Source organism: Odoribacter sp., from assembly GCF_985060555.1.
Window position 1 is genome coordinate 1 of record NZ_CFKYFN010000012.1, and the last position, 24,976, is coordinate 24,976.

A 24,976-nucleotide genomic window follows, 5' to 3' on the forward strand; every position below is an offset into this window, starting at 1 on the left:
CTTTCCTTCACTGACCGGCGGAACTCCTCGCAAGCTCGTCAGACACCACCGGTCGGGCGTTCGGAAAACCTAACCGGACACTCGTTCCTGCTCCAATGGTCTTCCGCCACAAAACCCTGCATCTCACGTTAACACGACCTGGCAAAGGAAGAATTAGAAAAATTTTATAGAATAAAATACCGGCTCATCTCTATCGGATTATGGATAATTGGGTTACTCTATCAGAAAATCTTTTTTCGTTGAAATTTACGGTTTTCAGGTCCGGTTTAGCTTGCCAGGCAGTGATAACGTAAGTCGAAGGTATTCGTGTTCGGGGACCATTGGAGCTCTGGCGAGTGTCGTCTTGCTTTTTCTGAACGTCCGACCGGTGGTGTCTGACGGAAACGTAACGTAAAGTTTTTTGCGGAGTGAGGAGTTCCGCCGGTCAGTGAAAGAAAGAGCCAGACGACCGACAGAAGCGACCGGGTCACCAAACACGAATACCGAAGACGAATAAGTAACGACAGAATAATTCTACCATTTTTCCATTTACATCTGATTTACACAAAACCATAAAAAAGGTGCATAGAAAAACTTCTATGCATCCTTACGATTTTAAATATTATTTTGCAAATAAAAATATTTAACCTCTAATTTGAATATCAGATTAAAAAAAACACCCCTTAACGCATAATCTCCTCAACTTCTTCGACAGTAATCGGAGTACGTTTATCTCCCAGGAAGCGCGAACCTCCGGGAATAATCAGGATATCATCTTCCAAACGGATACCTCCGAAATCCTTGAATGTTTCGATCTTGTCATAATTCAGGAATTCTTTATGCATCCCCTGTGCTCTCCATTGGTCTATCAATGCCGGAATAAAATAACATCCCGGTTCATCGGTAATGACAAATCCCTCCTGCAACCGGCGCCCCATCCGCAACGATGAAGTTCCGAACTGGTCGATCGGCCGGGTTTCATCGTCATATCCCACATAGATCTGTCCCAAGTCTTCCATATCATGTACATCCAATCCCATCATATGTCCCAGTCCGTGAGGCATAAATAAGGCATGCGCCCCGGCAGCAACCGCTTCGTTTACATCTCCTTTCATCAGGCCGAGATCTTTCAAACCCTGTGCCAGCACCTTACATACCTCCAGGTGCACGTATTGATAAGTCACCCCGGGTTTAGCTATCTCTATCGCTTTGTTATTAGCAGCCAATACGATATTATAAACCTCTTTCTGGCGGGTCAGGAATTTCCCACCGACCGGAACCGTACGGGTAAAGTCCGAACAATAATGGGACACTTCTTCTGCTCCGGCATCCGTCAGCATCATACGTCCTTCCTGAAGGATCTGGCTATGATCGTGATTATGGAGTGTTTCACCGTTCTGCGACAGGATCACAGGGAACGACACCATACTTCCGTACGAAGCTGCAATTCCTTCGATCAGCCCTGCAATATATTGTTCCTTGACTCCCGGTTTACAATTCCGCATAGCAGCTGTATGCATTTCGTAACCGATATTACAAGCTTTGGTGATTTCCTCGATTTCACAAGGTTCTTTTACCGAGCGGAGATCGACCACAGCTTTGATCAGTTCCAGCGAAGCATAATTTTTCACCAAAGCAGGCCGGATACCCAACAACTCTTCGAGCAAGAGCATATTCCTGAAACGGTAAGGAGGTAAAAAATGAATCCGGCGTCCCTGAGAAATCGCCGTTTTCATACAATCCGCCAGCCGGGCAAAAGGAGCGGTCTTCGACACGCCGACCCGGGCTGCCATATCCTTTACACTCGGTTGAGGTCCCATCCAGATAATATCATCCATATCCACATCATTCCCGAATATATATTCATCCCCCGAATCGATATCGATCACTCCTGCAAAACCGGGTTGATTCAGACCGAAAAAATAGAGAAACGAACTATCCTGACGGAACTTATAAGTATTATCCGTATAATTAGCCGGGGCCTCCCCATTTCCCAGGATCAACACCAAACCACTTTTCACTTTTTCTTTCAGACGGGCGCGTCTGTTTTTGTAAACACTTGTTTCAAACATATCTTTCAATTTTTAGTAAGTACGGTTTAAAAAGTGTCACAAGATAAAGAAAAAAGCCAAAAGGGGAAAGGCAAAAAGTAAAAAATTTCTCTCAAACCCGCCGAAAGGATTTATTGCGGAACAAATAACCGGCAAACGGGACACAGATCCCGGCGATAGTAACAATCCAGGCTCCGTAAGCGATACTGACCTGACTTCCCAATATTCCCTCCATACCGCCACCAAGGCTAAACATTCCTTCCTGGGCGAACCAGACATCGATAATTTTCCACAAAACGACGAACGATGCCAGTAAACTACAAATCGTAATGCTCCAGGAAATTCCCATCGAAAGATCTTCATGCAGATCCTTTCTCAAAGCCAGAATAATCACTATGATAAACATGATAAAGGTAAACCAGCCCGACGAAGACATTCCGGATATTGTTCCCAATTGTACAATTTTATACCAAGGTAAAAAAGTAGCTATCAAGCCGATGAGAGCCACAATAATGACAGCAAATCTCTGTTTGTTCATAATCTGAAGATTTAAATATTATTTCTTCTTTCAAAAAGTCTTTTGTCCTACTCTTTTTTTGAAAGAAGATTCAAATTTTATACGTTTTTCCTATCGAAAAGTTTTCGGTTTTCCCTTTCGAATCCCCTCAAACCTGAAAATGTATCGTCTGTTATTTAAAACTGTTCTAAACATGAAAAACTGAAAATAATCTTCCGATTTTGCTTGATAATCGTAAGAACAATACGTAATTTTGGAACGCTTTTTGCAATAACAACGTTTTCGAAAAGACGTTTGAGTGCGTAAAAAAATATGTTATACAACATAAAACGGTGAAAATCAAACATTTTAAAATACAATTTATTAACAAATCAATTTATTGATCATGAAACCAACTCATATCGAACACATCGGTATTGCCGTCAAAAGTCTGGAAGAAGCTATTCCATTTTATGAAAATGTATTAGGACTGAAATGCTATGCAGTAGAAGAAGTAAAAGATCAGAAAGTAAAAACAGCTTTCTTTCAAGTAGGTCAGACAAAAATCGAATTGTTGGAATCTACCGATCCTGAAGGTCCTATCGGGAAATTTGTAGAAAAAAATGGTGGCGGTATGCACCACATGGCATTTGCCGTTGAAGATGTAGCCGAAGCTTTAAACGAAGCAGCAGCAGCCGGTTGTCAGTTAATCGACAAAGCTCCCCGTACCGGAGCAGAAGGACTTCAAATCGGATTCCTTCACCCGAAATCAACCAATCGGGTACTGACAGAACTTTGCGGTAAAAAATAATTACGTCAAAAGCGTCAAAGATGATTGAAAACGTCAGAAAGGCATTTTAAAGCAGTGTCCTTTTGGCGCTTTCGATGTTTTCAAAGCTTAGGCATTTTAGATATTTAAAAGTAAATTTAAAATTTTATGGCCACAAATCAAGATAAAGTCAAAGAACTTATCGACTTACGAAATCAAGCGAAATTGGGCGGAGGCGAAAAACGGATCGAATCTCAGCACAAAAAGGGTAAATATACAGCCCGGGAAAGAATCGCCATGTTGCTGGACGAAGACAGCTTCGAAGAATTCGATATGTTCGTCACACACCGGTGTAATAATTTCGGCATGGAAAAGACAAAATTCCTCGGAGACGGAGTTGTTACCGGACAAGGAACGATCAACGGACGTATCGTATTTGTATTTGCACAGGATTTTACCGTATTCGGAGGAGCACTTTCAGAAATGTTGGCTCAGAAGATCTGCAAAGTCATGGACAAAGCGATGACGGTAGGAGCTCCGATCATCGGATTGAACGATTCCGGTGGTGCACGTATTCAGGAAGGCGTAAATTCATTGGCAGGATATGCTGAAATTTTCGAGCGTAACATCCTGGCTTCCGGGGTTATTCCACAGATATCCGCTATTTTCGGCCCCTGTGCCGGTGGAGCCGTATACTCTCCTGCCCTGACCGACTTCATCCTGATGACCGATCAGAGTTCTTACATGTTCGTTACCGGACCGAAGGTGGTAAAAACCGTTACCGGCGAAGATATCAGTACAGAAGACCTGGGAGGTGCAGAAGTTCACTCGACCAAATCGGGCGTTTCTCATTTTATGGTAGAAAACGAAGAAGAAGGTATTTCTCTGATCCGTGATCTGCTTTCTTATCTGCCTTCCAACAACCTCGAAGAAGCGCCGATGATGGTATGCAACGACCCGATCGATCGTCTGGAAGACAAATTGAACAGCCTGATTCCGGATAATCCCAATCTGCCGTACAATATGCTGGAAGTAATCGAAGCAATCGTAGACCAGGGTAAATTCCTCGAAGTACACAAACGTTATGCCCGGAATATCATCGTCGGTTTCTGCCGGATGGGAGGACGTTCTGTGGGTATTATCGCCAACCAGCCTAGTTTCTATGCCGGAGTACTCGATATCGAATCATCGCGTAAAGCAGCTCGTTTCGTTCGCTTCTGCGACTGTTTCAATATTCCGATCCTGACGTTGGTAGACGTACCGGGATTCTTACCGGGCCGTGTGCAGGAATACGGCGGCATCATCACCCACGGAGCCAAATTGATGTTCGCTTACGGCGAAGCTACCGTTCCTAAAGTAACCGTTACTTTACGTAAATCCTACGGAGGAGCACACGACGTGATGTCCTGTAAACAACTTCGCGGCGACTTCAACTACGCCTGGCCGACAGCCCAGATTGCCGTGATGGGTGCCAAAGGTGCTATCGAAGTACTATACGGTAAGGAAGTAGCAGCGATCACCGATCCGGAAGCAAAAGCTAAATTTATCGCAGAGAAAGAGGAAGAATACAATCATGCATTCGCTAATCCTTACAAAGCAGCTTCTTACGGTTATATCGACGATGTGATCGAACCACGCAACACCCGTTTCCGTGTGATCCGGGCCTTCCAGTCTTTACAGACGAAGCGTGTCACTAACCCGATGAAGAAACATTCTAATATACCTTTATAATTATGACCATATTAGCAATCGACTGGGGCTATGCGCTCCTGGTCACGGGAATGGGAATCGGAACTGTATTTTTACTGCTTATTGTTTTGATTTGGGTAATTGGTTTGCAAACCAAAATCATCAATGGCATCACAGGCCACTCGAAAGGGGCTTCTGAAGAAGCGACCGTAAGGACGACAGAAACCCATCCGACGCCTCACGAACAAGCAGCCATAGCCATGGCTATGCACCTGTACTTCGATGCCCACGATGAAGAGCCGCATGTCATCACGATTCAGGAAGTAGAAAAGCGCTATTCGCCATGGAGTTCCAAAATTTACAGCATGAGAAATACGATTATCAAGTAAATAAATTGACCATATGAATAAATTTAAAATCACTATCGACGGAAATAATTACGACGTCACAGTGAATCTAACGGATCATCATAAAGCTAACGTAGAAGTAAACGGGATATCTTACGATGTAAGCTATGAAAGCAAAAATACGGTTGCAGCTCCTATCCGCAAATCGACAGCTCCCGGTACCCCACAGGTACATGTTTCAGCACCGGCTGCTGCAGCATCCAGTGCCACCAGTATCAAAGCTCCGCTTCCCGGAACGATCATGACCATCAACGTAAAAGTCGGTGATCAGGTGAAACGGGGAGATACCTTAGTCGTCATGGAAGCCATGAAAATGGAAAACAACATTATGGCTAACAAGGACGGACAGGTGAAAGCCATCCATGTCACTGTCGGACAGACGGTCGTACAGGACGATAAACTGGTTGATCTGCAGTAATTCATTGTAAAATCGTTAGTAATGAAACAAATGAAAAAATATCTCTTTCGGCTGGTTGCCTTTCTGGGCCTGACTATTACGCCCTTTATCGCCAGTGCCGAAGAAGTCAGTTTAGGAGAAAGCATCAGTAAATTCCTGAACGACACCGGATTTGCCCGCCTTGTCGAGGGCAACTGGTTGTGTTTGGTGATGATAGCTGTCGCTTGTTTATTATTCTATCTGGCTATCGTTAAAAAGTTCGAGCCTCTGTTATTGTTGCCTATCGCTTTCGGTATGTTGCTGACCAATCTGCCGGGAGCCGGATTGTATCATCCGGAACTATTTGAAGGAGGACACATTCATTGGCCGGATTTTGCAAATGCCAATAACGTCGGATTGCTGGATTACATCTACCTCGGAGTGAAACTGGGTATCTATCCCTGTGTCATTTTCATCGGTGTAGGAGCAATGACCGATTTCGGTCCGCTGTTAGCCAATCCGAAAAGTTTCCTATTGGGAGCAGCAGCCCAGATCGGTATCTTCGCTACTTTCCTGGGAGCTTTGGTTCTCGGATTCAACTATGCCGAAGCCGGTTCGATCGGTATTATCGGTGGAGCCGACGGCCCGACCGCCATTTATCTGACTTCTAAGTTAGCCCCCAATTTATTAGGCCCGATCGCCGTGGCTGCCTATTCCTATATGGCTTTGGTACCGGTCATCCAACCGCCTATTATGAAAATGCTGACTACTCAGAAAGAGCGCGAGATCGTCATGAAGCAATTGCGTAAAGTATCTAAAACAGAAAAAATCATATTCCCGATCATCGTTACTGTTTTTGTATCTTTATTGTTACCTTCTGCCGCTCCGCTGATCGGTTGTTTGATGTTAGGTAACCTGATGCGTGAAAGTGGAGTTGTAGAACGTCTGAGTAAGACTGTTCAGAACGAACTGATGAATATTACCACCATCTTTCTGGGTGTTTCGGTTGGAGCGACAACTACCGCAACAGCTTTCCTGAACTACCAAACTCTGGCCATCCTGGTAATCGGAATCCTGGCTTTCGCTTTGGGAAGTGCCGGAGGAGTATTGCTGGCTAAATTTATGAACTTGTTTACCAAGAATAAGATCAACCCGCTGATCGGTTCTGCCGGTGTATCGGCCGTTCCGATGGCAGCCCGTGTATCTCAGACTGTAGGTCAGGAAGCCAATCCTGGCAACTTCTTGCTGATGCATGCCATGGGGCCCAATGTAGCCGGAGTTATCGGTTCTGCTGTTGCAGCCGGTATCCTGCTCTCTTTCCTCGGATAAAACAAGAGTTTACCGTAATAAATCAAGGGTGTGCTTCAATGAAGTGCACCCTTTTTCAGTTGAAACGGTTACAGTAGTAAAATATGCTTCTCCCATTCCGATGCCACCTGCCAGTGTCCGGCCTCCCTCAGCCCACAGGACAAGCTTTTGTACAATCGCATACCTTCCCTACCGATAGCAGACGGAAGGTATTTGTTTATTGGAACGATGATAAGGGCCAAGTTATAGGTAGGTATATTTTTTCTTTCTATTCCGATTCCGGGTTTTATCCCGTCAGACCGGTTCGCCTGGAACGGTCCGGTAAGGCTTCCCTTCACTGACCGGGTCGCCAATTCCGATCACCGAAGACGAATATAAGTAACGACAGAATAATTCTACGTTTTAATGATAACTTTTTCGGTTCCAATCAGTAAAACAGTAAAAAAACATGATACAAATCAAAATAAAACGGGTATATGACGATCCGGAACCGGGGGACGGTTACCGGGTATTAGTCGACAGGCTCTGGCCCAGAGGGATAAAAAAAGCATGTTTATCCTACGATGAATGGGCTAAAGAAATCACTCCCTCTCCCGGTTTAAGAACCTGGTTTCATGACGATATCTCCCGACATTGGGAAGAATTTACTTCGATGTATAAAGAAGAGTTGGAGCACTCGCAAGCCGTTAAAGATTTTCTTTCCAGAATCGGGACTTATCCGGTAGTAACCTTGTTATATGCTTCGAAAGATCCTGTTCACAACCATGCCCGGATTCTACAGAACTACCTGGAAACCCAGCTAAAAAAATAACCGGATAACACACAGCCTGCCGGATGGGTACGCTCTCCTTCATGCGGCAGGCTGTTCAACAAAGAATCCGGGTATTATTTACCCCACAATTCGATCAGATTCAAAATCGTCTGCATCGCTTTTTGCATTGTATTCAGCGAGCAATATTCATATTTTCCATGGAAATTCATACCTCCTGTAAATAAGTTCGGACAAGGCAGTCCCATATAGGACAAACGGGCACCATCCGTACCGCCGCGGATAGGACGAACGATCGGAGTAACACCGGCCTTTTCCATCGCCTGGAAGGCTTTATCGATTACTTCGGGATAAGGTTCGACCATTTCACGCATATTATAATACTGATCTTTCAGGGTTAGTTTGATCACCCCTTCTCCGTACTTCCCGGTCAACAGAGCGGTAACAGCCTGGAGGTAGCGTTTTTTCTCTTCAAATTTCACCCGCGAATGGTCCCGGATGATATATTCACTGGAAGCATTTTCTACTTCTCCCCTGATACTGATCAGATGATAAAAACCTTCGTAACCTTCCGTATGTTCGGGCCGCTGACAAGGAGGCAATAAGTTATTCAATTCGTTGACCACCTGCAAAGCATTGATCATCTTATCCTTCGCATAACCCGGATGAATATTGCGTCCTTGTACTTCGATCCGGGCACTGGCAGCATTGAAATTCTCATATTCCAGCTCTCCTTCAAAGCCTCCGTCTACGGTATAAGCAAAGGTGGCACCGAAATGTTTTACATCAAAAAAGTCTACCCCTTTTCCGATTTCTTCGTCGGGCGTAAAGCCGATCCGGATTCTGCCGTGTTTCACTTCTGGATGCTTCATCAGATATTCGGCAGCGGTCATGATCTCTGCCACCCCTGCTTTATCGTCGGCTCCCAACAGCGTCGTACCGTCGGTTGTGATCAAGGTATGCCCCTTGAAAAAAGCCAACTCCGGAAAATCTGCCAGCGTCATCGTCAATTGCTCGTTCAGACAGATATCTCCCCCATCGTAATTTTCAATGATACGGGGATGGATATCGGCCCCACTCATATCGGGACTCGTATCGACATGCGAGATAAAACCGATCACCGGCCGGTCTTCATACCCGGGAGTTGCCGGAATAGTACCCATCGCATAACCATTGGCATCGACTTCCACATCCTCCAACCCCAGCTCTTTCATCTCTTCGGCCAGATAATTCAGCAGAATCAATTGTTTCGCAGTCGACGGATAGGTTTCACTCTCCGGATCACTCTGGGTATCGAATCCGACATATTTCAAAAAACGCTCTTTTAATTCCATATCTTTATGATTTAGATTTTAGATTTACGATTTACGATTTTTCGTTTATCGGGTTCCTCTCCGGTTTACTCTTCTTTGGCTCTCAACGAATCCCAGATAAAGTAACCGATAATAACGACATACATGACAACGGCCAGCCATTCTGCCCCGCTCCAGGTAGCATACCAATCTGCTCCGGCATATTTCAATACGGCACTGATAACTCCCATCAGGGCTCCCCCTGCTATAAACCCGGAAGCGATCAGTGTACCGCGTTCACGGCGCATCTTATTTACTTTTTCATCTTTACTACGGGTAGATACATACCAACTGACCAGCCCTCCGATCAATAAAGGCGTATTCAGATCCAACGGAATAAACATTCCCAGGGCAAAAGCCAGGGCAGGTACCCCGATCATGGTCAGAATCAATGCGAGTGCGGCACCGGCAAAATACAGCATCCAGGGAGTCGCTCCTCCTTCCATCAAAGGTTTGATAACAGCAGCCATCGCATTCGCCTGGGGAGCCACCAAAGCATTTTCACCTACAAATCCGTAAGTCTGATTCAGGATCATCATTACTCCGGCCACCGTAGCGGCAGAAACAACGGTTCCCAGAAATTTCCACCGCTCCTGTTTTGCGGGAGTCGTACCGATCCAATAACCGATTTTCAAGTCGGTAATAAAACCTCCGGCCATAGACAAAGCAGTACAAACCACGCCACCGATGACCATGGCAGCCATCATGCCGTTTGTCCCGCTCAACCCGGCACTCACCAAAACCAGCGAAGCCAGGATCAATGTCATCAAAGTCATTCCCGATACCGGATTCGTCCCCACGATAGCGATAGCATTAGCAGCCACCGTAGTAAACAGGAAAGAAATAATAAACACAATCAGTATGGCGACAATGGTCTGGAAGAGATTACCCAGTACACCGAACTGGAAGAAAATGAAAGTGGTAATCAAAGTCGCCAGCAAACCGATCAGAATAAACTTCATCGAAAGATCATGCTGTGTACGTTCTGCCACTTCTTCACTTCCCTTCTTTCCCCCCAATTCTTTTACCGCCAGGCCTAAGGCTTGTTTGATAATACCCGACGAACGGATAATGCCGACGATACCGGCCATAGCGATACCACCGATACCGATATGACGGGCATAATTCGTAAATAACTGTTCGGGCGACATGTCCCGGATCAGCATAGAAACCCCTTCTCCTACAGCAACAGTCTGTCCATCTGCAAAATAACTCAGAAACGGGATCAGCACAAACCACACGGTAAACGAACCGGCACAGATAATAGCGGCGTATTTCAATCCGACAATATATCCCAGGCCTAACACTGCAGCCCCTGTATTCACTTTAAATACCAGCTTCGTTTTTTCAGCCAGCATCTCTCCCCAACCCATGATCCGGGTGGAGATGGTCTCTGTCCACCAACCGAAAGTACTGATAAAAAAGTCATATAATCCACCGACCAATCCACTCACCGCCAATAATTTCGCCTGGTTTCCCTTTTTTTCACCCGAAACCAGCACCTCGGTCGTCGCCGTAGCTTCCGGGAAAGGGTATTTCCCGTGCATATCTTTTACAAAATATTTACGGAAAGGGATCAGCATCAGAATACCCAACAATCCTCCGAGTAAAGAGGATAAAAAAATCTGATAAAATTTAGCATCCAGACCAAGAATATACAAAGCAGGTAATGTAAAGATCGCTCCGGCAACGATCACTCCCGAGCTAGCCCCGATAGATTGAATGATCACATTCTGTCCGAGCATATTATTCTTTTTCATCAGATTTCCGCATCCAACCGCGATAATAGCGATCGGGATAGCAGCCTCGAACACCTGTCCCACCTTCAGTCCCAGATAAGCTGCAGCTGCCGAAAAGACGATAGCCATAATAATACCGAAAACCACCGAGTAAGTCGTTACTTCCCGGGGTTTCGAATTAGCCGGCATAATCGGTTTATACACTTCGCCAGGCTTCAACTCCCGATAGGCGTTATCGGGCAACGAATTTAGCTTTTGTTCTTCTTGTTCCATAAGTTTGTATTATGATGATTAATTGAATTAGCGCAACGATGCTTCCTTTTCTCAAACGATTCCAAAAATAACGATTTAATGTAAAAAGTAAAAGATTAAAAGTAAAAAGATCGGAAAAACCCTTTCTAAGTTTCAAATTTTACTGTTTTTATAAGGATTCGGTCACCGAATAACGACAAACGACGGGTTAAAAGGTCGCCCCATCGGCAATATGGGCAAATTTCCGCCTTAACCATTGGACGAGCCGGGTGGTGACTTCCGGTCCGGAGTAGGGAATAAATTCGTCGTACATATCCGACTGGTTAAAATTCGAAATCCCGATAGAAAGTACAGTGACTCCATTCCGTTGGGCCTCCCGGACCATTTCCCGGACATGTACCCGCGGATCGGTCTTACCGGCAGCTGCTGTCGGTGTGCCGTCGGAAATCATAAACAGTAATTTATTCTGTGTGGTAGTCCGGAATTTCTGCGTAGCATAATGGATAGCGAATCCATCGGCATTGACATACATTCCCTCTTGAGAAAAAAGCTTTTTGATCTCCAGACGTTTCCCGGGTTCATGAAACCGGACGATTTCAACCCTTTCCTGCTTTACCCGGTGACCATAAATAGAAAATCGGATATCCGGATTGGCTTCGAAAGCAAGCGCCAGAGCGACCGATAACACCAACTGCAATTCCAGTTTATTTTCATCGGTCATCGATCCCGATAAATCGAGCATAATCACCACTTCCAGCAAAGCCGAAGGGGCAGGCAACTCCTCGATAAAAATATGAGGATTCAAATGCACCCGATACAATTCGTCTTCATCCAAATCCCCGCTCTCCTGCTCATAAAAAACACAAGCTTTATTCATCTTTGCCTGAAAGGTCAGAAAGTTCAGCCGGATTTTAGCGGCTAATTCCCTTGCTCTCCGCATCAAGACCGGATCTACTACCCCACAAGAGGCATCCAGTTCCCGATAGCGTTCTGCAACAGGACTTCCGGCCCGTTTCAAAGCCCCTTTCGTATCCTCTTCGATATCGGCCCAAGGCACCAAATCCAGCGATTTACTCAAATCCAAAAACAGATCGTCGAGGATCTTGACATCGATATCCACCGGAGCTCCTTCCACTTCCAGAGGCAGATTCATCATTACCCTGGAATAATAATTGAACATCGGCGGTAACTCCTCGTCCTTAGTTATAAAACGGGCACTGATTTGTTGTGCCAGCTCCACCACTTGTCGTGGTTCCAGGGAAGCATAATCCGTAATCGTATCCAATAGGCCGTCGATCCATCCCAACCGGCTCCGGTGAGGAAGCAAACGGGTTTTAAACACTTCATATTCCAGCAATTCAGGAAAAAGGACCCGGGTAGCCAGATAGTTATAGCGCACATCGTCCAAATCGGTAAACTTCAATTCCTGTTCAGCCCTCAGTAAGGCCAGTGTAAACTGCATCCGGCGGGCAGCGTTCAGATAATAATAATATCCCGGATATACCCGGGCAATCCTCCCTTCTATCCGACGATCTTCTATCAGATGGATAAAATATTTTTGCTGAAGTGTACAGCGGTATTTTTCGTATACTCCCCGGCTATAACAAATATGCCCGACCTGATGAATATATTGGCCGAAAAAAACTTCTGCCCGAACCTGTTCACTCACTTTCAACGAAAGAATCTCGGGATTCATCACCACGGAATTGAAATCCATCCTGGCTCCCCCCTCTTTCGAAAAAATAATCCGTGGCAATTCACCTCCCATATGCAAGGCAATGCGGGCACATACCGGCATCAATCGATAGATATCGGCCGTCTTCGGAAAATCTTTTCCCAATAAATCCAACGGTTCCGGGAAATTTCCCCACCAATTCCGGTCCAAAACATCCCGGCTATACACCGATTCGATCTCTTCGCGGGTCATACCATCTGTACTAACGAGCGGGCCACTAACTGCTCACCGGCAATCACATAATTGGTCAGAATAACCTCTTCGACCACCTCGCGGACAGAATAGCCCAACTGCAAATAGGCTGCGGCATCCAAAACCTGTCGGGTGGACAACGACACGGTAAGAGCCTCTTTTTGTTCGGCCTGTCGCAATAAACGGGCTATCTCTGCCAGTTGAGCCGCTGCAGAAGCTTTTACCAAAGGATAACGCTGCATCATCAATGCCGCTTCCTCCTCGGGAGTCAGGTAATCCAATTGTACCTTGATAAACCGATCTTCGAAAGCAGAGTCCAGCCGTTGGGTAGAAACATAAGCAAACCCGGTGTTACCGGCAGCGACGAATTGTACATTCGTGCCTTTATTATAGCGAACACCCGAATCTTCGTCATACAGATACGACTGTCGCCGGTCCAGAATCGTCATCAGAAAATTAGCAGCCACCATCGGGATACGGGTCAGCTCGTCCAGGAAGATCAACGTAGGCCTATCGGAAGTGAAAGCCTTGAAAAATTCGGAACGGACCGCCAGGGTTTTCCCTTCATCCCCGATAACCAACCCACCGACAAACATTTTCTTCGGCTTAAATGCCTGCCCCATATCGAAACCGAAATAATCCATTTCCATAGCATCGGCCAATTCCATCGCCACCGATGATTTACCACATCCTTTCGGCCCCAACAGAAAAGGATATTTCCCCAGATACAAAGTATGGCATAAAAATTCCCATTTCCATTGAGGAATACACAAGTCCCTGGAATGTTTCGGAGGACTGAAAGAAGCGGTCCGAAAATCCGGAAACAAGTCCGGTTGTAGTAGCGAGGCAGTTGTCTTATTCGATTGCATAGGTTTTATTTCAAATCATTTTCATTCCTGAACGGAAAACCATTAAAACACAGTTTATGGTTGTTTAAAAACTTCCGGTTTGCCGAGACTCACCCCCCGTTCCTGCCGAGAAAATTTATCCTTCTGTTCGACATATTATCTCATCTTCGATTTTAGATGAAATCTTCAACAGCAAATCCTTCGGATTTTCTTCCGCCAGAAGCTCCCTTTCTCTTTACAATGACAGAGGAACTCCAAACAACCAAAACCTTTCCTGCAAAGATACCGGATTTCCCGAATTGTATCCGTACAAATCCGATATTTTAGTGCTAAAAACGATCTTCGCCACTCCGTTTTTCCAGTTTCATTACCGAAGGGATGAAGAATGAAATCACCCCCAGGGATAAAATGATACATCCGGAAATCCAGAACGCATTACTTACCCCTATCGTATCGGCGATATAACCGGTCAACAAAATACCTATCATAGAAGGTAATAAACTCAGACTTCCAAAAAGTGAAAATACCCTGCCTAAAGCAGTATGATCGATAAAAGTTTGTAAAACGGAAGTGAAAGGCCCACTGTAAAACGAACCGGCCAATCCACCGATAATAGTTAAACACACAAACAGCACAAAAGCATCCGAAGGCAATAATCCCGATATCAGAATATAGCTTCCCAAGGCCAGGTAAGAGCTATTGATCAGCCCAACCCGCCGGATCTTTATTTTCCATACTCCCAGAATCAAACCGCCGAGCAATGTACCTGCACCCCAGACAATTTCTACCAGACTCATTTGAAAAGTATCTCCTCCGAAATGAGTTACCGTCATCAAGGGAAACAATACAGCAACCGGCATTAAAAAGAAAGTAACTGCAACGGAAATTATCATCAACCAGGGTAATCCCCGATGTTTTTGTACTTCCTTCCAGCCTTCGACCATTTCATGCCATATTCCGGGTTTCCGTTTTTCTTCCGTCCTGACCGGGTCGGGGATCGCAACAAAAGCCAAAGCGGTACAAGCGATGATCGCCCCTGCAACATCCAGCAGCATCACCACCGTCATATTCAGTGAAGTGATCAAAAGTGCTCCTAAGGCAGGTCCGGCAATACTACTCACCGACTGTAACGCCTGGTTTACTCCGGCAATCCGCATTAATTCCGATTCGGGCGCCAACATGGGAATAGCCGCCTGCATAGCGGGTGAATGGAAAGCATTTCCGATACTCCGCAGAGCCATCAACAAATAAATCAATCCCAATTCAGCCTGATCGAAATAGAATAAACCTCCCAGTATCAAAGAACATAGAGCGACAAAACTATCGGCAGCGATCATGGTCAGTTTTCTTTTCCAACGATCGACATATACACCCGCTATAGGTCCTAACAAAGCCTGAGGTAATAAGGTCGCCAACACAGCATAGGATAGCACTTCGGCACTTTTAGTCTCTATGCTCAACCAAAACATGACCGAATATCCGACAATAGCACTACTCAGGATAGAAAACAACTGTCCCGACCATATAATAATAAATTTCTTTTTCCAAAGATCCATGATAAAAAAACTATAAACAAAAGACTAAAAAGCTATAGCTTAAAGGCTATAGGCTAAAAAAGCAATAGGCGATAAAAAAAGGGGGAATCGAAAGCTAAGTGAAAAATAAACTAGCCTTCAAAATAAATTATCCTACCCATCATCTTCATAACTAACATTTTTTTGAAAAGTCGCCACAAAGATAGCAAAATTTACGTATACCGTGTAAACATAAAATGAAATATCATGGAAAGGAACCTTAAAGAAGCTTTAAAGCATCGCAGAAGTTATTACGCGATAGATAATCAAACCACAATTCCTGATGCTGAGATCGAGGAAATTTTAGATTTTGCCGCTCTTCATACTCCCTCTGCTTTCAATTCCCAATCCACACGGATGGTACTATTATTGAGGGAACAGCATCGACGGCTTTGGGACATTGTCCGGAATACGCTAAAAAAGACGATCCCGGCAGCCGCTTATGCTTCTACCGAAGCAAAAATCAATAAATCGTTCGCAGCCGGTTACGGTACGGTATTATTTTTTGAGGACACCGCTATAATCGAAGGTTTACAGAAAGCTTTCCCTTTATATCACGAAAAATTTCCGCAATGGTCCCAGCATACCTCAGGGATGCATCAACTGGCCGTCTGGACTATGCTCGAAGACGCCGGATTCGGAGCCTCCCTGCAACATTACAATTCCCTGATCGACAAAGAGGTTATTGCCACCTGGAAATTACCTGCCACCTGGGAATTGATTGCACAGATGCCTTTCGGTTTACCGCTGGAACCACCCCAAAAGAAAGAATACAAACCTTTATGCGACAGGGTAAGGGTATTTAAATAAGGCAATGATACACATATTTACACTTATAAACATAGAATTATTCTGTCGTTACTTATCCGTCTCCGGTGTTCGTGTTCGGGGACCCGGTCGCTTCTGCCGGTCAGTGAAGGAAAGCCTTAACGGACCGGTCCAGGCGAACCGGTCTGACGACACAAAATCCGGAATCGGAACAGAAAGAAAAAATATACCTGGGTTTAGGATAAACATGTATATAAACACCTTTTCTTTTAACCCCGAGATCACTGGCAAATCAGGTCATCCGAATGGTATAAGGATAACGTTTCTTCTACCACTTATTCATATGAACCTTCGAAGCATCCCATTTATCTTTCGGACTATGAGGCATAGCCGGATATCCTACGGGAATCACACACAATGAATTAATTTGTTCCGGAATTCCCGTATATTTTTTCACGACTTCCATGCGATCTGCATAAGGATATGTAGCGGTCCAGACAGCTCCTAATCCGATCGCTTCCGCAGCCAGCAAGATATTTTGAGTAACAGCCGAACAATCCAGATACCAATAAGAAGATTTAGTAGTATCCCCACAAACGACGATAGCCATCGGAGCTTCTTTCAACATTTTGGCATAAGGCAACACAGCAGCCATAGAATCGAGCACTTCCCGGTCGTCGATGACGATCAATTCCCAAGGCCGGACATCTTTACCACTCGGAGCAGCCATTCCTGCCTTCAATAATACCTCAATTTTCTCCTTTTCTACCGGTTTGGGTAAATATTTTCTTACACTTTTCCGGCCCATAATATTTTCCAAGGCATCCTTCGTCTGGATTTTACTTTCTTTTTTCTCTGAATTACATGCTGTCATAACTAAAAAAATAAAAGATACGATAAGTAATAAAGTTGTTTTCATATAATAGGAATTTATAAATCATCTTTTCCGAAGCTTTACAATTTCCCCTAAAGCCGGAATCTTTACCTGTATATTCCTTTTGCCGGCCTCTTCGGCAAATACAGCAGGCGGGTCACTCAGGGGTTCGTCGGATAAATCGAATGTCCCATAATGCATAGGGATCGTTATCCGGGCTTTCATCTGCGAAGCAGCCGTCAAGGAATCATAAGGCGAAATATGGTTCGCTTGCATAAACCAACGGGGTTTGTAAGCTCCGATACCCAGTAAAGCATAATCCGGAGCACCGAACAATTCTTCTATTTCGGTAAAATGAGAGGAATAGCCGGTATCTCCCCCATAATACACCGACAAGTCATCGGTCTGCAACATAAAAGCTCCCCACAAACGCAGTCCTCCGTCGTTTAAAGAACGTTTGCTCCAATGTTGAGCAGGCAAAAAAGTAATTTTCAACCGTCCTTCCTCCCAACGCTGATACCATCCGGCTTCTATCACCTGAATATCGGGCAGCCAGCCCCGGATCAAATCCCTCATTCCCAGACCACAAAATACTTTCATCCGGGGATTGTTCTCATATAAACGGATAATACTGGGTTTGTCCATATGATCGAAATGGTCATGGCTGATCAGCAAGTAATCGATCTCTTTGAAAATATCCGGATCGGCAGGAAATTTACTCTTACGACGGACGAACGGAATATTGCCAAAGACCGGGTCGAACATGATCCGTTTACCACCCAACTGCATAAAGAAAGAATTATGTCCTAACCAAGCCAACGCATCACCGCTAATCCCTTGTAAACTATGCAGTGGAAAAAGTTGAGGTTCCCAATTTTCGTTCCGTTTCTCTTTACGTTGGGGATTGGGCGAAAAACGCCATTTCAAAACATTACCGATCCCCTGTTTAGAGCGATGTTGCCGATTCACAAAACGTCCCTTTACCACAGGATTTCCCCTCCAATAAGGCTTTACTGTAATAAGCCCTTCGTTCCGCCGAAAAGTAATCCGCTCTCCCATGATAAATTATTTTAGGTTACTTTGTGCAACAAATATACGTTTTCATCTCTTATTCCGAGAAATAATCAAAACTAAAAAACATGAACAGACTGTTATTTTTAAATCCGATATTTTAACAGAAAAAATAAAACGGGCCCGGAGCATCTCATTTCTGACAAATGCCCTTCACCCTAAAAGAAGTAAGGCAGTTATATACATATTTACACTAATAAACGTAGGTTTATTTTTTTCTATCTATTCCGATTTCGGGTTTTATACCGTCAGACCGGTTCGCCAATTCCGATCACCGAAGACGAATAAGTAACGACAGAATAATTCTACTATTTAAACGATAATTTTTTGGGCTTGCTTATAAAAAGGCAGGCGTTCTTTCAAATGCCGGAGGACAAAATCCCGGATTTCATGGTCTTCGAGCTTGCTGACGATCGGGCGTTTATGTTTTCCCCGAATCAGCCGTTCTACGATCGTATCCGTATCCGTATTCAGAAACAAGGTGATTCCCTGCGCATTCATATACGCCATATTATCATTGAAACAGGGGGTTCCTCCCCCTGTCGAGAGGACAAAATCCTGATATAGTTCACAAACCTCTTTTAAGTAAAAAGTCTCTAACCTTCGAAATCCGGCTTCTCCGATCGCAGCAAAAATTTCAGAGATACTCCTATTTTCACGTTCGACAATATAAGCATCCAAATCGATAAACCGGACCCCCTGTTCTTCCGCTATCACTTTTCCCCTGCGGGTCTTCCCGCAGGCCATATAACCGACTAAAAAATACTTCATAGTCCCGACATTATATTTCATCCGGATTATCCGTATTTTCAAAATCGAGCTTCATTTGTTCGTCGCCGGCAATCTCTTCCGGATTAGTCACTTCAAATTCGATATCCGTATTGATCTCGTCGGCCTCTCCTTCCTTCAGCAAAGGTTCTATTTCACGAATTTCATTCACCTCGAAGGTTGTGATCCGTTTACCGCGTGCTTTAAATGATTTCTCACCGATAAATTCGTCGGCCACAATCACATCGGCAGGCCGGGCTTCATATTTTCCACCGAATATCACTTCAAAACGAGGATGTCTCTCGTCACTCAGACAGATCAAACGGGAGCCTTCCACCTCACCGATGATGGAATTCAGTTTCACACAATCCTCGAAACGGAAACGTTTCAGGTAATAATAATTCTGTTCGGCATCGAAGAAAACCGCCGACCAAACCTTATCGGCCTCGAACTTTTCAAAAACGATATATCCTTCGTCATAATGATTATTCAGATCAAAATCGGTCGTATGGTAAGTACCATTCTTATTTACAACCAGAATCCGGTCCTCTCCCTGGAATTCTCCCAGGTATTTTCCCCGGCTATCGGTATTCAAACGCAACACATCTTCATCCAGCCAGATTTTACACCCGCCCAAAGTAGATACTCCTTTTTGCACGACACTGATCTTGTGGACATCGTTCTTTGTCAGTGTATTCCCCTGAGAATCACGCCCTTTGATCGACAGCGCAGCAAAATCATATTCGAATACCAGTTTCTTTATACTGGGTTTCGGTTTCAGGCAAACTTTAATCACTTCGGCCTCCCCGTTGGGATTGGCAGAAAAATGCAAAATCCGGGATCCGGCGGTACCTTTAGTCAGGTTATACACTTTATCCCGGGTCACACCGGTAACATTGAAACGCTTCACATAAGAAGCCCCATATTTACCGTCCCGGTATACGACATTATAAATCGTACGTTTATCGTTCTTTTTGAAAACATTCACATATTGAACATCCTTACCGACGAATATCTTATCGGCCACCTTCGTCACATAATAGGTACCGTCTTTCTTAAAGACAATCACATCATCCATATCCGAGCACTCGCAGATAAACTCGTCTTTCTTCAAGGCCGTTCCGATAAAACCTTCTTCCCGGTTGATGTAAAGCTTTTCATTTGCGATGACGACCTTAGCGGCTTCGATATTTTCGAAATTACGGATTTCCGTTTTCCTTTCCCGTCCTTTCCCGTATTTCGCTTTTATCCGTTCATAATAAGCGATAGAATAAGGAATGATGTGTTCGATATTATGTTTCACCACAGCAATCTCTTCATTCAGACTCCGGATATAATGATCGGCTTCTTCAGAGCTAAACTTCAGGATTCGTTTCATCTTGATCTCCAGCAATTTTTTCACATCGTCATCGGTCACCTCCCGGTAGAGTTCCGGTAAGAAAGGCTGTAACCGCCGGTGTACATGAGCGATAACCAACTCCATGGTTTCGCTTTCTTCAAACTGCTTGTCTTTATAGATGCGTTCTTCGATAAAGATACGTTCCAGAGACACATAATGCAGATCTTCCAGCAATTCTTTCAAACGGATCTCCAGCTCCAGTTTCAATAGGGCAACCGTATCGTCTGCCGACTGCCGCAAAATATCGGAGATCGGCATAAACCGGGGTTTTTCCTCCTCGATGACACAAGAATTGGGTGAAATCGATAATTCACAATCGGTGAAAGCATACAAAGCGTCGATCGTCTTATCGGAAGAGACTCCAGGGGCCAGTTGAATCAATATTTCAACATCCCGGGCCGTATTATCATCGATTTTTTTGATTTTAATCTTTCCTTTCTCATTGGCTTTGATAATGCTGTCGATCAAACTCGAGGTCGTACGTCCGAAGGGTATTTCAGTAATCTTTAGTGCCCTATTATTATTATCTTTCTCGATTTTCGCTCTGATTTTAACATTTCCTCCCCGCATACCGTCACAATACTTGCTGACATCGATCATTCCACCGGTAGGAAAATCCGGATACAACACAAAATCTTCGTGCTTCAGATGAGCGATACAGGCATCTATCAGCTCGTTGAAATTATGAGGTAATATTTTAGAAGCCAGACCGACGGCAATCCCTTCGACTCCCTGAGCCAACAATAAAGGAAATTTTATAGGTAAGGTGATGGGCTCACGATTACGTCCGTCATACGAAGGTTTCCAATTCGTTGTCTTGGGATTAAATACCACTTCGAGGGCAAATTTAGACAAGCGGGCCTCTATATAACGGGGAGCAGCAGCCCCGTCTCCGGTCAGAATATTCCCCCAGTTTCCCTGACAATCGATCAATAAATCTTTTTGTCCGAGTTGCACCAGCGCATCTCCGATCGAAGCATCTCCATGAGGATGGTATTTCATGGTATTACCGATAATATTGGCAACCTTATTGTAACGCCCGTCATCCAGTTCGCGCATAGAGTGCAGAATCCGTCGCTGTACAGGTTTCAAACCATCGTTCACGTAAGGGACGGCCCGTTCGAGAATAACATAGGAAGCATAGTCCAGAAACCACTTTTGGTACATCCCGTCCAGATGCTGAATAGAACGAATCTTCCCACTTTCTTCTCCCGAATGCTCCATGATCAGTTGAGGGATTTCCTCGTCGTCTTCTATGTGTTGTTCTGTTCCTGCCGCTTCAGCCTCGTAAGGCGCTGTCTGTTCCGAGGCCGAACGATCGGTCCCGGCCGCTATCTCTTTCCCTTCTTCGTCAGTTTCTTTACGTCCCCCCTCCATATTCAAATCCATGTCAATTATATCCTCGCCCATAACACTATTTCAAAATTACCTTAATTCATCCTTTTCAATATACAGATTGTCGATAATAAAATCCTGACGTTCCGGTGTATTTTTTCCCATATAATAACTCAACACCTCATCGATCGAATCTCCTTTTGAAAGACGTACCGGTTCCAAACGAATATCTTTTCCGATAAAATGTACGAACTCATTCGGAGAAATTTCTCCCAGTCCTTTAAACCTTGTAATCTCAGGTTTCGGACCTAACTTTTGGATGGCATTTTCACGCTCGGCATCGGAGTAACAATAGCGGGTTTCTTTTTTATTCCTGACCCGGAACAGAGGAGTTTGCAAAATGTATACATGCCCGGCCCTCACCAGATCGGGGAAAAATTGCAGAAAGAAGGTCAGCAACAACAAGCGGATATGCATACCGTCGACATCGGCATCCGTGGCCACAATGACATTGTTGTACCGCAGTTCTTCCAACCCGTCTTCAATATTCAAAGCAGCCTGCAATAAATTGAATTCTTCATTTTTGTAGACTATTTCTTTGGTCAGCCCGTAGGAATTGAGCGGTTTACCGCGTAAGCTGAACACAGCCTGAGTATTCACATCCCGGGATTTCGTAATAGATCCGCTGGCCGAATCTCCCTCTGTAATAAAAATCGAAGATTCGTTTTTCCGTTCGTGATTGGAATTGAAGTGCACCCGGCAATCCCGCAACTTCCGGTTGTGCAGGCTCACCTGCTTCGCTCTCTCGCGTGCAATCTTCTGCACACCGGACATGGCTTTACGTTCTTTCTCCGTCTCGACGATTTTCCGTAACAACAATTCGGCTGTATCCGGATTCCGGTGTAAATAATTATCCAATTCCCTGGTCACGAAATCCATGATAAAGTTACGTACGGTAGGACCGTCGGGCCTTATATCTTTCGAACCCAGTTTCGTCTTCGTCTGCGACTCGAACACCGGTTCCTGTACTTTTATACTGATCGCCCCGATAATAGAAGTACGGATATCCGATATTTCGAAATCTTTTTTATAAAAATCCCGGATCGTCTTGGCCACCGCTTCCCGGAAAGCACTCAAATGGGTTCCTCCCTGTGTGGTATGCTGCCCGTTGACAAACGAGTAATATTCTTCCCCATATTGCCGTCCGTGCGTCATAGCCATTTCGATATCCTCACCTTTCAGATGGATGATCGGATACAAGCCTTCTCCGCTCATATTTTCCATCAGCAGATCATACAATCCCCGCTTGGAGTAATATTTATGGTCATTGAAGAATATGGTTAAACCGGTGTTCAGAAATACATAGTTCTTCACCATCGCTTCGAGATATTCGGCAATGTAATGGTAATTCCCGAAAATGTCCTTATCGGCGAAAAAGGTTACCTGTGTACCGTTCGGCTGGTCAGTCGGTTCGATCTTCCTTTCCTCTACAATTTTTGCACGGCAATAACGCACATATTTGGTCTCGCCATCCCGGAACGACTGAATCTCAAAGCTCTCCGACAAAGCATTCACCGCTTTAATACCGACGCCATTCAAACCGACAGATTTTTTGAAAGCTTCCGAATCATATTTTGCTCCGGTATTCATTTTAGATGAAGCATCTACCAGTTTGCCTAAAGGAATACCCCGGCCGAAGTCCCGAACGCTCACCTTACGGTCTTCTACCTTAATCGTAATCTCTGTACCGGCTCCCATGGCAAATTCGTCGATGGAGTTATCCACCACCTCTTTCACCAAAATATAAATCCCATCGTCAGGCGCCGAACCGTCTCCTAGTTTACCGATATACATCCCCGGCCGCAACCGGATGTGTTCCTGCCAATCCAGCGTCCTGATCGAATCTTCCGAATAATTCTCAACCATCAAATTTTATCTATAAAGTTTATTAAGTCCATCCCTTTCAGCACTAAAACATATTGTTTCAATTCGGTTCATAAAGTTGCCAAAGTGCTCTTTCGGCACTTAAAGTATATAAAGCCTAAGACTGCCAGGGGCGCTTTGTTCACGGGACTTTCAATCCCAATGGGCACATCGGCGACCGTAAAAAAGCACCTGCTGTATTCAATGCATAAACCGTTTTTTGGACTGTCATGCAAAAATAATCAAATTTTACTGATTTCCCTACCCGGTTTTTCGGTTTTTTCCGGTTTTTCCAAGCATTTTTCAGAAAGTAACCTGCTTCCGATCTTTCCGCATACTTATTCGGAAAGGCTTACGGGTAAAGTAGAAACGACAGGTATAGATAAACTGGATCAATCCTGAAAACAAATGACTTCCCCGGTCGAAAGAATCCGAAAAGAAAGTGAGATTAAAGTCAGAGAGGTATTGATCAGCCCATACCCAGCCTTTCCGGAATAAACCCGGTATAACAACTGAAAACACAAGACCGCAACGTATAGGAGAAATCAGCAGACATATCTCACTTCTTTGAATGCATATACCCTTTCCCGCCCATCCGTATCTTTCAGGATCAGCTGGCCATATTCATCGATTCCTCCGACCGAAGCCCGGAAGATTCCACGTTCATCTTCAAAATCATATATTCCGGTAGACCGGTACATATGCCGTAAAAAGTCATTTTCCAGTTCGGCATACCGATGAATCTGTTCATATCTCTTCCCGATACATTCCAACAGCTCTTCCAGAACCTCCTGTAAGGGAAGTTCCCGACCGAGTAATTGAAATAAAGACACCGGATTAGGGGCGTCCGATAAAAATTGTTCCTGATTAATATTCACCCCGATACCACACAACGAACTTTGAATATGAGCTCCGGCCACCCGGTGTTCGATCAGGATACCTGAAATCTTCCTTTCCCCCACATACACATCGTTCGGCCATTTCACCGTCACCCCCTCGACATAATGGCTTAAAAAATCGAGACACCCCAAAGCGATCACCATCGACACGGCAAACTGTTTTCCTGCCTCCAGACACTCCGGACGGAAAATCACCGTCATTGAAATATTCTTTCCCGGGGCACTCTCCCACCGATTCGTAGCCTGCCCACGCCCCTGTGTCTGTCGCCAGGTCAAAATCACCTGTTTATCTTTCAATTCACTCAGCGGCAATTTTTCCGCCAGACTATTGGTCGAAGCAACCTCCTCATATTCCATTACCCCGAACCCACTCACTTCATATCTTTTCATACCCTATCGTATA

Annotated in this window: 21 protein-coding genes; 7 read left to right on the forward strand and 14 right to left on the reverse strand. The window is 44.7% G+C overall.

All coding sequences use genetic code 11. The features are described 5' to 3' along the window. Positions 1 to 662: 662 nt before the first annotated feature. Both AC5RDS_RS01510 and AC5RDS_RS01515 read right to left on the reverse strand, forming a co-directional pair. On the reverse strand, positions 663 to 2,051 hold the full coding sequence (locus AC5RDS_RS01510) for an aminopeptidase P family protein (protein WP_013611333.1): 1,389 nt from the start codon (positions 2,049 to 2,051) through the stop codon (positions 663 to 665). Positions 2,052 to 2,142: 91 nt separating this feature from the next. After that, complete coding sequence (locus AC5RDS_RS01515) at positions 2,143 to 2,568, reverse strand: hypothetical protein (RefSeq protein ID WP_013611334.1); 426 nt, start codon at positions 2,566 to 2,568, stop codon at positions 2,143 to 2,145. 364 nt (positions 2,569 to 2,932) lie between these two features. Here AC5RDS_RS01515 and mce point away from each other — a divergent pair, with 364 nt between their 5' ends. From mce to AC5RDS_RS01545, 6 genes are all read left to right on the forward strand, one after another. After that, entirely contained in the window at positions 2,933 to 3,337 is a 405-nt protein-coding gene (gene mce, locus AC5RDS_RS01520; protein WP_013611336.1) for a methylmalonyl-CoA epimerase, read from the forward strand. Between the two features lie 126 nt (positions 3,338 to 3,463). After that, positions 3,464 to 5,026, forward strand: a complete 1,563-nt coding sequence (locus AC5RDS_RS01525; protein ID WP_013611337.1) for an acyl-CoA carboxylase subunit beta — start codon at positions 3,464 to 3,466, stop codon at positions 5,024 to 5,026. Between the two features lie 2 nt (positions 5,027 to 5,028). Further along, a complete protein-coding gene (locus AC5RDS_RS01530; RefSeq protein WP_041556425.1) occupies positions 5,029 to 5,373 on the forward strand; it encodes an OadG family protein in 345 nt (114 codons plus the stop codon). Positions 5,374 to 5,386: 13 nt separating this feature from the next. Continuing rightward, positions 5,387 to 5,809, forward strand: coding sequence for a biotin/lipoyl-containing protein (locus AC5RDS_RS01535; RefSeq protein ID WP_013611338.1), 423 nt, complete (start codon positions 5,387 to 5,389; stop codon positions 5,807 to 5,809). Between the two features lie 21 nt (positions 5,810 to 5,830). Then, positions 5,831 to 7,096 carry a sodium ion-translocating decarboxylase subunit beta gene (locus AC5RDS_RS01540; RefSeq protein ID WP_013611339.1) on the forward strand — a complete coding sequence of 422 codons (1,266 nt, stop codon included), beginning with the start codon at positions 5,831 to 5,833 and terminating at the stop codon, positions 7,094 to 7,096. A gap of 427 nt (positions 7,097 to 7,523) precedes the next feature. After that, positions 7,524 to 7,886, forward strand: coding sequence for a DUF488 domain-containing protein (locus tag AC5RDS_RS01545; RefSeq protein ID WP_013611340.1), 363 nt, complete (start codon positions 7,524 to 7,526; stop codon positions 7,884 to 7,886). A gap of 74 nt (positions 7,887 to 7,960) precedes the next feature. Here the strand turns inward: AC5RDS_RS01545 and pepT are convergent, their stop codons facing one another. The 5 genes from pepT to AC5RDS_RS01570 form a co-directional block, all read right to left on the reverse strand. Further along, entirely contained in the window at positions 7,961 to 9,178 is a 1,218-nt protein-coding gene (gene pepT, locus AC5RDS_RS01550) for a peptidase T (RefSeq protein WP_013611341.1), read from the reverse strand. A 65-nt stretch (positions 9,179 to 9,243) separates the two neighbouring features. After that, entirely contained in the window at positions 9,244 to 11,208 is a 1,965-nt protein-coding gene (locus AC5RDS_RS01555) for an OPT family oligopeptide transporter (RefSeq protein WP_022160707.1), read from the reverse strand. A gap of 187 nt (positions 11,209 to 11,395) precedes the next feature. Continuing rightward, complete coding sequence (locus AC5RDS_RS01560) at positions 11,396 to 13,114, reverse strand: VWA domain-containing protein (protein ID WP_087381780.1); 1,719 nt, start codon at positions 13,112 to 13,114, stop codon at positions 11,396 to 11,398. Next, positions 13,111 to 13,983: an AAA family ATPase gene (locus AC5RDS_RS01565; RefSeq protein ID WP_306451921.1), complete on the reverse strand. Its 873-nt coding sequence runs from the start codon at positions 13,981 to 13,983 to the stop codon at positions 13,111 to 13,113. The genes AC5RDS_RS01560 and AC5RDS_RS01565 overlap by 4 nt, the downstream gene beginning before the upstream one ends. A gap of 308 nt (positions 13,984 to 14,291) precedes the next feature. Next, positions 14,292 to 15,518: an MFS transporter gene (locus AC5RDS_RS01570; protein ID WP_013611345.1), complete on the reverse strand. Its 1,227-nt coding sequence runs from the start codon at positions 15,516 to 15,518 to the stop codon at positions 14,292 to 14,294. A gap of 225 nt (positions 15,519 to 15,743) precedes the next feature. Here AC5RDS_RS01570 and AC5RDS_RS01575 point away from each other — a divergent pair, with 225 nt between their 5' ends. Beyond that, positions 15,744 to 16,346, forward strand: coding sequence for a nitroreductase family protein (locus AC5RDS_RS01575; protein ID WP_118106979.1), 603 nt, complete (start codon positions 15,744 to 15,746; stop codon positions 16,344 to 16,346). A gap of 286 nt (positions 16,347 to 16,632) precedes the next feature. Here the strand turns inward: AC5RDS_RS01575 and AC5RDS_RS01580 are convergent, their stop codons facing one another. The 7 genes from AC5RDS_RS01580 to AC5RDS_RS01610 form a co-directional block, all read right to left on the reverse strand. Continuing rightward, on the reverse strand, positions 16,633 to 17,223 hold the full coding sequence (locus tag AC5RDS_RS01580) for a nitroreductase family protein (RefSeq protein ID WP_013611347.1): 591 nt from the start codon (positions 17,221 to 17,223) through the stop codon (positions 16,633 to 16,635). 18 nt (positions 17,224 to 17,241) lie between these two features. Further along, positions 17,242 to 18,237 carry an MBL fold metallo-hydrolase gene (locus AC5RDS_RS01585; protein ID WP_013611348.1) on the reverse strand — a complete coding sequence of 332 codons (996 nt, stop codon included), beginning with the start codon at positions 18,235 to 18,237 and terminating at the stop codon, positions 17,242 to 17,244. Positions 18,238 to 18,561: 324 nt separating this feature from the next. Then, positions 18,562 to 19,020 (reverse strand): shikimate kinase, encoded by a 459-nt coding sequence (locus AC5RDS_RS01590; protein ID WP_046403512.1) that lies wholly within the window; start codon positions 19,018 to 19,020, stop codon positions 18,562 to 18,564. 10 nt (positions 19,021 to 19,030) lie between these two features. Further along, a complete protein-coding gene (locus AC5RDS_RS01595) occupies positions 19,031 to 21,640 on the reverse strand; it encodes a DNA gyrase/topoisomerase IV subunit A (RefSeq protein WP_046403510.1) in 2,610 nt (869 codons plus the stop codon). A gap of 201 nt (positions 21,641 to 21,841) precedes the next feature. Continuing rightward, entirely contained in the window at positions 21,842 to 23,677 is a 1,836-nt protein-coding gene (locus AC5RDS_RS01600) for a DNA topoisomerase IV subunit B (RefSeq protein WP_013611351.1), read from the reverse strand. Positions 23,678 to 23,977: 300 nt separating this feature from the next. Continuing rightward, positions 23,978 to 24,196, reverse strand: a complete 219-nt coding sequence (locus AC5RDS_RS01605) for a hypothetical protein (RefSeq protein WP_147348711.1) — start codon at positions 24,194 to 24,196, stop codon at positions 23,978 to 23,980. A gap of 23 nt (positions 24,197 to 24,219) precedes the next feature. Next, on the reverse strand, positions 24,220 to 24,963 hold the full coding sequence (locus AC5RDS_RS01610; RefSeq protein WP_013611352.1) for a biotin--[acetyl-CoA-carboxylase] ligase: 744 nt from the start codon (positions 24,961 to 24,963) through the stop codon (positions 24,220 to 24,222). Positions 24,964 to 24,976 lie beyond the last annotated feature (13 nt).